The sequence below is a fragment of the Paraburkholderia sp. Ac-20340 genome, assembly GCF_017104965.1.
Lineage (GTDB): Bacteria > Pseudomonadota > Gammaproteobacteria > Burkholderiales > Burkholderiaceae > Paraburkholderia.
The window spans coordinates 70,957-81,655 of the sequence record NZ_JAAGPR010000037.1; the positions used below are offsets into that span (position 1 = coordinate 70,957).

The window sequence follows — 10,699 nt, forward strand, 5'->3', positions numbered from 1 at the left end:
TGGAAGCGTGAGCGAAAGCGGCCGGTTTAATCGGCGTTCAATTGTTTTCGCATTGCCATGGTAATGCGCTGTTTCGCGGCGTCGTAGTCTTGCCATGGATCGTCGTGTAGCGCTTTCAGGCGTTCGTGCAGATTCGCGACGGTCCATTGCGCGCCGCTTTGCACGTTGCCCGCTTCCAACTCTTCCCATGTGATCGGCACTGAAACGCCCAGCCCCGGCCGCGCGCGCGGCGCATACGCGGCAATCGCAGTTGCGCCCCGGCCATTGCGCAAATAGTCCACGAAAATGCGGCCCGTGCGGTTTTTCGGGCCCATTTTCGCGCTGAATCGATCGGGCAAGGTCGCCGCCATATGCACCGCCACCGCACGCGCAAAATCCTTTGCCTCGTCCCATTGCGCGTGGCGCGCGAGCGGCACGACCACATGCAGGCCCTTGCCGCCGCTCGTTTTAACCCATGCACGCAGGCCTAAAGCGTCGAGCAGTTCGCGCGTCAGTTGCGCCGCTTCGATCATGCGGTCCCAACCGAGCTTCGGGTCGGGGTCAAGGTCGAAGATCAGGCGATCGGGCTTTTCGATGCTCGTGACAAGCGCATTCCACGTATGCAATTCGATCGTGTCCATCTGCGCCGCGCCCACGAGGGCATCGACGCTATCGAGGGTCAACAGCGGCGCGTGACCTTCATCGAGCCCCGCGTGCTGCGTGGCGTGCGCAATCTCGAGCTTGTTCGCGTGCTTCTGAAAGAACAGTTCGCCGCTCACGCCCGAAGGCGCGCGCACCAGCGCCACCGGCCGTTTCTGTAGCTGCGGCAGCAACCATTGCGCGACCGCTTCAAAGTAATGCACGAGGTCGATCTTGCGCAATCCACTGCTTTCGTCGATCACGCGTTCCGGGTGAGTGATGCGTATGCCCGCCACTTCGGTTTCTCCTTTTACGGTGCGCGCCTTCTTTTGCACCGGCGGCGACTGCGCTTCGCGCATGATCGACTTCGGCGGCTTGTCGTCGCGCAGGCCGACGAACGACGCCTGGCGCACCACGCCCGCGCTGGTCCAGGTCTTGAAGCGCACTTCGGCCACGAGTTCGGGGCGCACCCAATGCACGCCGGCACGACGCTCTGCCGACGGCACGGCATCGAATGGCGAAGTCTTGCGTTCGCGCTCGCGCAAGGCGCGCGCCAACGTCTTGAGGCGCGCGCTGTCGAAACCCGTGCCAACACGTCCGGCGTAAAGCAGCGCGCCATCGTCGCCATAAACGCCCAGCAACAGCGCGCCGAAACCCACGCGGCTGCCCTCGGGCTCCGTATAGCCGCCGATCACGAATTCCTGGCGCCGCGAGCAGCGCAATTTGAGCCACGATGGACTGCGCGTCGATGTATAGGCGCTGCCCGCACGCTTGGCGACCAGCCCTTCGAGATTCGCTTCGCACGCGGCTTGCAAGAGCGCATCGGGATCGCCCGCGAAGGCTTCGGAGAATCGCAGCGCTTCGTGCGGGCTATCCGCCAGCAAGGCCTGAAGCTGCGAGCGGCGCGATTCCAGCGGCACCTTGCGCAGATCGAAGCCGTCGAGCCACGGCAGATCGAAGAACCAGATGGCGATGGCGTCGCTGCTGCCTTCATCGAAGGCGTTTTGCAGCGCCTGGAAATCGGGCACGCCGGCTTTATCGAGCACTACGGCCTCGCCGTCCAGCCATGCGGATTCCAGCTTCAGCGTGCGCAGCGCCGCTGCCTGCTGCGGGAATTTCGCGGTCCAGTCGTGACCGGAACGCGTGAAGATGCGCACGTCGGATTTGCCGCGCGCATTGTGTTCGATGCGGACCAGCACGCGATAGCCGTCGAATTTGAGTTCGTAGAGCCAGCCGTCTTTTCCCGGTGGCGCGCTGGCGGGCGTGGCGAGTTGAGGCGAAAACGTGGCCGGGAGTGCAGCGCGAACGACACCTTCCAGCGATGCGAGGTCGGCGCGCGAGGTAGCGGCTTTTGTGCGGCGAGCGCGCCTGGGTTCTGCACGCTTGCGCTTTACACTCGCCGCCTTATCGTCGGTCACATGGAAGGCATCTTCGGGCACTGCTTCATCGTCGCGCTGTTTGATGAGCAGCCAGTTATCGTGCTTCGCATCGCCCATCGAGCTGCGCACCAGCGCCCAGCCGCCATGCAGTTTTTCGCCGTCGAGCGTAAAAGCCAGCTTGCCATGCGCATAAGCTTCGCGCGCGGCGCGCATGCCGCCTTCCGGCTTCCACGTGCCGTGATCCCAGATTTCGACGGTCCCCGCGCCATAACTGCCTTCGGGAATGCGGCCTTCGAATTGCCGATATTCGAGCGGATGATCCTCCACGTGCACGGCAAGACGCTTGACGCCGGGATCGAGACTCGGCCCTTTAGGCACGGCCCAGGACTTGAGCGCGCCATCCAGTTCGAGGCGGAAATCGTAATGCAGATGCCGCGCATCGTGACGCTGGATCACGAACGAACCGGCGCTCGCGCTTTTGCGTTTTCCACCGCGCGCCGCGCGTTTCGCCTTGGCCGCAGGCTCCGGTGTTTTATCGAACCGGCGCTTTGATTCGTAATCCTTGAGATTCGCGCGAGTCGGCATGTGCATTGACTCCAGACGGCTTCAGAGCGCTAGGCCGCACGCTTGCCGCGACGGCTCGCCGTTTTACGCGGCGTGCCGCTGCCTGCTGCATCGTCATCGCGCGCCGTGCCTTTGCGCTTGCCCAGGCTGCGCTTGAGCAATTCGGTTAGATCGACGATATCGGCGCTACGCGCCTTCTGCGCAGGCGCCTGCACGCGCGTGACTTCATGCGCCTTGCCTTCGCTCACCTTGCGTTCGGCCAGTTCGAGAATCGCATCGCGGAAGGTGTCGCGATACGCGTCGGGCTGCCAGTCGGTGGTCAGATCGTCGATCAGTTTGCGCGCCATCTGCAACTCGCGCGCGCTCACGCCTTCGCTCTTTGCGCTCTTCGGCAAGGCTTGAACGTCCTCGAATTCGCGCACTTCCGTGGACCAGCGCAAGGTCTGCAATGCCAGCGCCGGCCCCGCCGCGATCACCGCCGCGAGATGCTGCTTGCTATGCATCACCACATTGGCAATGCCGATCTTGCCGCTGGCCGCCAGCGCATCGCGCAGCAGCGCATAGGTCTTGCCCGCGCGCCGGTCGGGCGTGAGCCAGTACGGCGTATCGAGGTAGACGAACGAGAGTTGCGAGGCGTCGATAAACGCGAGGATATCGACGGTCTGCGTGGCTTCGGCGCTGGCCGCGCGAATTTCTTCGTCCGAGATCACAACGTATGCGCCTTTCTCGTACTCGTAGCCGCGCACGATATCGTCGCGCTCCACGGCCTTGCCGGTGCGCTTGTTGATCTGACGATAGCCGATCGGGTCGAAGCTGCGGCGCTCCAGCAGATTGAAACCCGTGTGCTCGCTCTGCGTGGCGGGCACGAGTTCGACCGGCACGTAGACCAGCCCGAAACTGATAGCGCCTTTCCAGATCGCTCGCGGCATGATCGCTCTCCTTCCGCTGGATTGCCTGCCCGTGCAGGGAACGATCGTGGAGCAAACGCGATGCCTGCGTACGCGCGGCAAACGCAACGCGCGCGCTTTGGCTATAGTACGTGGCGCCGATTTTGGTGCCACATTCGGCGACACATTGAAACGCATCAAATAAATGCCTATTGGGCAAGCGCGCTCGGTGCAACCTGATCGAGAATCGTCCGCTCATTCCTTCGTCGACCTCACACCTGCACACGCATGACGTCCAGAACTCCGTTGCTGCCTCGACACCCCATCGCCAGACTGCTCGCCAGCCTGCTCCCGCTGCTGACCGCCACGGCCGCGCACGCGAGCGGCGACTCGGGCTGCTATCCCGGCGCCGCACTACGCCAGCCCAGCTATGCCTGCGGCGGCCTGCCGATTCTCAGCCCAGGCAACGACACGCGTATGAACGCGATGCTACTGATGGCCGACAGCAAACGGCTTTCGCAGACGCTGCCGGACCCGAAGAAAATTCCCGCAGCCGATCGTACGAATTCACTCGTGGTGCCGTTTCTTTACGACTACTCGGGCTGGATCAATATCGGCCAGCAGGGCGGCAGCAGCGATGACAACGCCAGTTCGACCTATGCCGACGGCGAAGGCAACATCTGCCGCAGCATCGAATCGGGCAGCGCGGATTTCAACGACGCCTTGAGCGCCGCGAAAGGCTTGCCGGCCGACGAAGCCGCACGTCTGCGCGCTGCACGCAGCGATCTCGCCCAGGCGTGCCCGGCGAGCGACAGCGGCAATGGCAACGGCAACAACACCAGCAGCGCAGGCGACTGGCACAAACCCACGGGCCTGAAGAGCGCGCTGGGCCAGCAGTTCGCCACCTATCTGGACGGCGCCAACGCGTTTTATCGATACGATTTCTTCACCGCGACGAAGTCCTTCGCCAGCGCCTCGCACAGCACCGATCCGTGGTTGCGCGAAGCCTCGCTCTACATGACGGGCCGCGCGCAACTCAATGCCGCGCAGGCCAACGCATTCGGATCGGATAGCAACATCGACCGCAGCAAGGTTATTCAAGTTTCGCTCAACGCCGCGCAAACGGTCTTCAGCACCTATCTGAAGGTCTATCCGGGCGGCCAATACGCCGACTCGGCGCAAGGTCTGCAGCGTCGCCTGGCGTGGCTCGGCGGCAATTCCGTACAGCAGGCCGACGGCTACGCGCGCGCCTTCGCACGCTGGGCACCCGACGCGTCAAACGTCCCGCTCATGCAGCTCGCCAACGAACTCGACAGCAAGCTGGTTTTGAACAATGCCGATGCAACGAAAGTGAAGTCGCCTAGCGTTCTCGCCATCGTCGATCTGATGCGCATGCGTGCGAATGGGAGTTTCGATTCGACGCAACTCAAGCCCATCACGCTCGACGAATTGCAGACGCAAAAGCCGCTCTTTGCCAGCAACCCGTCGCTGTACGACTATCTGCTCGCCACCTATCACGTCTATGTCGATCACAAGCCGGATCAGGCGCTCGCGCTGCTGCCCGACGCGCCGCTCGCAGCGGATGCCCCGCTCGGCTATTTCGCGCTGAGCCAGCAGACGCTGCGTGCATTCGCGCTCGAAGACAACGGTCAGGCCGATAAGGCGCGCCAACTCTGGAGCGATCTGATTGCGCTGGCCAAACTGCGCCTCCAGCGCGAAGCGCTCGAACTCGCGCTCGCAATCAATCTGGAGCAGGCCAATCTGGTCAATCGCGCCTTCGCCGACGATTCGCCCATCCAGAACGCCGCGCTACGCTCGATGATGCTGCAACACGCAGCGAACGCCGACCTGTTGCGCGCACAGGCGCAAAACAAGGCCACGAGCGGCGCGCTGCGCGATATCGCGCTCTACACGCTGCTCTACAAGGAATTCACGCGCAGCCGATATGCCGATTTCCTCGCCGATCTCGCGCTGATGCCCGCTACGCCGAACGATGCGCTCAAGCCGTTCACGCTGCCCGGCGCGAAGAACGACGACGGCTATACGTGCCCGTCGGCGCGCGACATCGCCGCGACGCTGCAGATGAATCCCAACGACCCGAAGGGCCTGAACTGTCTCGCGGAGTTCGCGCGCAACCATCCGCCAGCGAGCGGCCTCGGCGAGAATACCTATGAGCTCGAACCGCCCAATCCGTCCGCGGACACTACAACGCTGGGCAGCAAGCCGTCGGAGTTTCAGGGTTCGCCGTATCAGCGCATGACGAGCTATCAGAGCGTGATCGGCAATTCGCAGGCCAGCGCCAACGACCGCGCCTATGCGCTGTATCGGGCGATCAACTGCTTTGCACCGGGCGGATATAGCGAATGCGGCGGCAACAAGTTGCCGAAGAGTACGCGCAAGCGCTGGTTCACCCTGCTTAAAACCACGTATCCGTCGAGCCAATGGGCGCAGTCGCTCAAGTATTACTGGTGAACGTGAAGCGCGCATTCTGCGCGGCCCTGCTGGCGTGCGCGCAGATGGCATCGGCATCGGCCAGCACGGTCGATGCCGCGCAATACGACGCGTTCTGGCTATGGGCTGGCGTGAAGTCACAGGCCGTCGTGCACGATGCGCGCACGATCTACGTGCTGCAAGGCCAGATCGAAGCCGCGCCCGGCGATGAATCGCAGGTCCGCTTCATCGCCCAGGGCGCGGCGACACCCAACGCGCCGCACGCGCAAATCTGGCTGGCGTATCGCGCGCATACGCTGCACTGGACGCCGCGCATCACGCAGATCATGCTGGCCCAGCTCGCGCGCTGGCGTGCGTGGGGACATCGCTCGGGGCATGAAGTCGTGGGCATTCAGATCGACTTCGATGCGCGCACGTTGCATCTTCAGGACTACCTTGATTTCCTGCTCACGCTGCGCAAAACACTGCCCGCCGATTGCCGGTTGAGCATCACCGGGCTGCTCGACTGGAGCAGCCGTATCGACGCGAGTCAGGTCAACCAGCTCAAGCAGATCGTCGATGAAGTGGTGGTGCAGACCTATCAGGGCCGCCACACGATCACGCGTTACGATGCGTATCTGCCGCGAGTGGCGCGCCTGCAATTGCCATTTCGCATCGGCTTGATCGAAGGCGGTACGTGGGATGCGCCGGACTATCTCGCGGCGAATCCGTGGTTTCGCGGTTATGTGGTGTTTCTGCGCAACCCTTGAATCGCAGCGTCGCGCAACTTAACCATCGGTGGGCGGACGTTTGGGTTGGAAGGGCACGAACTGATATTGCGGGCCTTGCGCGCGCGGGCCACACAGGTGCGCGCGTAACGGTGCACTCACGGCGCCATTGCCAATGGCAATGCGTAAATATGCCGTGTCGATGCACTGCGTATCGTCGAACACGTCGCCCGTTACCCAGCGCAGGCTGGTTTTGACCGTCGCCTGCGGGGGAATCACGAGCGGCAGCAAAACCGGCCCGGGATGCATGCCGGGCATGGCTTGCAAGGCGGCACGTAGCGGGTGTTTGTGCGCATCGAGAAACGTAATCCCAGGCCGCGCGGGAATCGAACACGCAACGGCGCTGCGATTGCGCAACATCACATACGTGCCGCCATGCGACATGCCGTTGAAATCGCCGCCGCCATCGTCAAGACTCAGTGCGAGTTGGCGCGGCTGGCATGGTGTGGATTGGGCGTAGGCGTTCGCGCCTTGAAACGATGCGGCCGCAACCAGCAGCAGGCTCACGAAATGTGCTTTGCTGAACTTCAATCTGGTCATAGTCAATCGCTCCTCTTTTCGCCTTCGGGCGTCAGCCAGTCGAATCGATTGTAATGGAAAGCTACACGCTGACTCTTTACGTCTTTGCGCATTTCATATTCCTGACAAGCACTCGACAATTTCCCTTATACCGATTTAAGGTTTGAAATAAAGATCGTTGCGCGCGCAAATGTCCGAACGGTATTTGACGGCGATCACATCACATCGATCGATCACACAGTTTCGTTCGCCAGTGCGGAAAATACTTAGGGTGTATTCCACCCTTCGAAATCCAAGCACTTCGAAATGACCATTTCAGTCCGCCTGATAGCTGCACTCGGCGCAATGAGTGCAACCGGCTTTACGTCGTTCGCTTTTGCACAGCAAACCAATACGTCCAGCGCTAACACGTGCGAGTTGCACGCCGACGCCACGCTGCCGCTGATCGAAAGCAACGGCCATTATCTCGTCAACGTCGAACTCAACGGCATCGAACGCCCGTTGTACGTCGATACCAGCGCAGAGAAAACCGCACTGACGCCCGAAGCGGCCGATGCGCTCAATCTTCCTTACGACACCTCGACTGAGGAGACCATCAACGGCCTCGGTTCACAAGCTGCACCGCTTAATCCGCGCGTACTCGCCTCGCTGAAACTCGGCACTGCGCAATGGAGCGATCTGCAGGTGCCAGGCATTGGCGTTCACGCCTTCGTGGCACGCAACGGCGTGCAGCCCGCAGGCGTGTTAGGCGCAAACGTGCTGTCCCGTTACGACGTCGAACTCGATTTTCCCCATCGCACCATGACACTCTATTCGGCGCAAAACTGTCTTGGCCGATTCGCGCCCTGGCAAGGCGAATACGATAGTTATTCTCCGATTTACACGCGCACCCATCGTTTCGTTATGCAAATGGCGCTCAATCATCGACCGATACTGGCGATCCTCGATACCGGCGCAGTGCCATCGCTAGTCAGCCCGAACGGCGCAATGCACGTCGGACTGGACCCGACCGCGCTCGCTCAGGACCCGCTGCGAACCGGCTTCGGCATTAACAACACCGCGTTGTCCGCCTACGTACATCGCTTCGACACGGTGCAAATCGGCTCACGCCAGTACCAGAACGTCGATTTCCAGGTCAGCAATACATCGTTCCCGACCGATATGCTGCTCGGCATGGATTTCCTGAAGTGGCGCCGCGTGTGGCTTTCCTATTCAACCGGCTGGGTATTCATGCAACTCGAAACGCCCCAACTTGCCGCCCGAACCCTGCACTATCCTGAGCCAGCCGATTGGGCCAATTCATCGGGTACTGAACACGACACTGCCATCATCAATCAAGACGGCGAGCCAAAACCTGGCCCCATTGCGCAGTTCTCCAGCCACTCGCATATGACCTATCGAAGCTATCCGACCATCGTGCAGCAATCGCGGCTACAGCCGCCGCCAAACGGCATGGTGCCGCTGAATTCCCCGCTGGCACACATGGGGCCATAACACGCCCGCCCCAGCCTGATAAGCGTTATTTGCTTCCTCACATGAAGTTTCGGCGCAAATCGTCCGATAACGTCAGCACGGGCCCTCTCTCCATCGCTGACAAAAAACTTTCATGTCCATCTGGCGCAAACTTTCCATCCAGAACAAGCTGGTTCTGAGCATGACCACCTGCCTGCTGATTTTTATCGGCATTTCGAGCGGGCTGAGTATCTGGCTGATCGGCGACACCGTGCGCGAGCGCGTCGTGAACGACGAACTGCCCACCGCCGTCAACGGCATCCGCGCCGATGTCCAGCGCCAGCTCGCCGGCCCGATCACGGCCGCGCGCGCCATCGCGCTCAATCCCTTCCTGCAGCAATGGGAAGCCGATGGCGAGCCCGAAACCGGCGCGGCCAGCTGGACGCGCCTCGCCGCCAATATCAAGGCGGAGGAAAAAGCCGCCAGCGTGCAGTGGATTTCGGCGAAAACCGGCAACTACTACACGGAAGCGGGCCTGCAACGCAAGATCGGCGAGCAGGACGGCTGGCTCAAGGCCTTTCTCGCCACCGGCAAGCCGTACGAAGTGAATATGGACCGCGATGTCGCCGTCGGCGGCTACATGATGTTCATCAACGCCCGCGTGCAGGGCGCGGATAACAGCTCGAACAGCGTCGCGGGCATGGCGCTGTCCGTCGATGCGCTCGCCGCCGGCATTTCCAGCTACAAGATCGGCCAGACGGGTTTTGCGTATCTCGTGCACCCGGACGGCACGATCATGATGCATCGCGATACCGCCCTCGTGGACGGCAAACACTTCCTCAAGGACATGCCCGGCATGCCCGCCGATACGGCCGCTGCGCTGCTCGGCGGCAAGACTTACACGTCGATGAGCTACCCCGCGCCCGGCGGCACGCGCTACATCGCCACCTCGCTGATTCCCGAGTTGAACGCGTACGTGGTGGTCGAGGTGCCGCAGGCGGAACTGCTCGGCCCGTTCGAGCGCACGATTCGCACCGCCACGCTGATCGCCGCCGTGGTGGGTCTTGCCGCGGCGCTCGGCGTGATTCTGCTGGTGGGCCGCGCGATTGCCGCGCCGGTGCGCCGCGCCGCCATGCTGCTCGCCGAAATCGCCGATGGCCAGGGCGATCTCACGCGCCAGATGACCGTCGAAACCGGCGACGAAGTCGGCCAGCTCGCCGATGCCTTCAACCGCTTCGTGGCGTCGATGGGCACGCTCGTGCGCCGCGTGCGCGCTTCGTCCACGTCGATCGCGATCGGCTCCACGCAGATCGCCATGGGCAACGCCGATCTCAGCCAGCGCACCGAGGAACAGGCGAGCAATCTCGAACGCACGGCGGCATCGATGGAAGAAATCACCGCCGCCGTGAAGAACAACACCGACACGGCCCGCACCGCCGCGCAGATGGCGAGCACGGCCTCCACGGCTGCGGCGCAAGGCGGCGAAGTGGTCGGCCAGGTGGTGAGCACGATGGAGCAGATCAGCACCGCGTCGCGCAAAATTTCCGAGATCATCGTCGTGATCGACAGCATTGCGTTCCAGACCAATATCCTCGCGCTCAACGCGGCCGTGGAAGCCGCACGCGCCGGGGAACAGGGGCGCGGCTTCGCCGTGGTGGCCTCGGAAGTGCGGAATCTCGCGCAGCGCAGCGCGCAGGCCGCCAAGGAAATCAAGGCGCTGATCGAGCACAGCGCAGGCACGGTCGATGCCGGTTCGCGCCTGGTCGCCGATGCGGGCCGCGTGATGGGCGACGTGGTCTCGCAGGTGCAGGGCGTGAGCACGATGATGAGCGAGATTACGTCGGCGAGCGTGGAGCAGAACGCGGCGCTGGTGGAAGAAAGCGCGGCGGCGGCGGAAAGCCTCAAACAGCAGGCCGCCGAACTGGACCGGCTGGTGGCGGTGTTCCGCCTGCTCGCGCGCCCGCCGCGCTGGCTGCAACTCGCCGATATGCAGGATCTGCGCGAGACGACCGAAGAATTCACGCTGGTGCTCGGCGACATGGCGGGTCTGGTCGAACGCATC

Annotated in this window: 7 protein-coding genes; 4 read left to right on the forward strand and 3 right to left on the reverse strand. The window is 62.6% G+C overall.

Annotated features, from left to right (window positions below):
• Positions 1–26 precede the first annotated feature (26 nt).
• Positions 27–2,582, reverse strand: a complete 2,556-nt coding sequence (ligD, locus tag G3N59_RS31420; protein ID WP_205986740.1) for a DNA ligase D — start codon at positions 2,580–2,582, stop codon at positions 27–29.
• A gap of 29 nt (positions 2,583–2,611) precedes the next feature.
• Positions 2,612–3,490, reverse strand: a complete 879-nt coding sequence (locus G3N59_RS31425) for a Ku protein (RefSeq protein WP_205986741.1) — start codon at positions 3,488–3,490, stop codon at positions 2,612–2,614.
• Positions 3,491–3,736: 246 nt separating this feature from the next.
• Between G3N59_RS31425 and G3N59_RS31430 the strand changes: the two genes are divergently transcribed.
• Complete coding sequence (locus G3N59_RS31430; RefSeq protein ID WP_205986742.1) at positions 3,737–5,920, forward strand: hypothetical protein; 2,184 nt, start codon at positions 3,737–3,739, stop codon at positions 5,918–5,920.
• Between the two features lie 2 nt (positions 5,921–5,922).
• Entirely contained in the window at positions 5,923–6,648 is a 726-nt protein-coding gene (locus tag G3N59_RS31435; RefSeq protein WP_205986753.1) for a DUF3142 domain-containing protein, read from the forward strand.
• Between the two features lie 18 nt (positions 6,649–6,666).
• On the opposite strand, the gene G3N59_RS31440 is transcribed toward G3N59_RS31435, so the two are convergent.
• On the reverse strand, positions 6,667–7,206 hold the full coding sequence (locus G3N59_RS31440) for a DUF4232 domain-containing protein (RefSeq protein WP_205986743.1): 540 nt from the start codon (positions 7,204–7,206) through the stop codon (positions 6,667–6,669).
• Between the two features lie 285 nt (positions 7,207–7,491).
• On the opposite strand from G3N59_RS31440, the gene G3N59_RS31445 reads away from it, so the two are divergent.
• Both G3N59_RS31445 and G3N59_RS31450 read left to right on the forward strand, forming a co-directional pair.
• Entirely contained in the window at positions 7,492–8,679 is a 1,188-nt protein-coding gene (locus G3N59_RS31445) for a retroviral-like aspartic protease family protein (RefSeq protein WP_205986744.1), read from the forward strand.
• 112 nt (positions 8,680–8,791) lie between these two features.
• On the forward strand, positions 8,792–10,699 hold a 1,908-nt coding region (locus tag G3N59_RS31450), incomplete at its 3' end, for a methyl-accepting chemotaxis protein (RefSeq protein WP_205986745.1).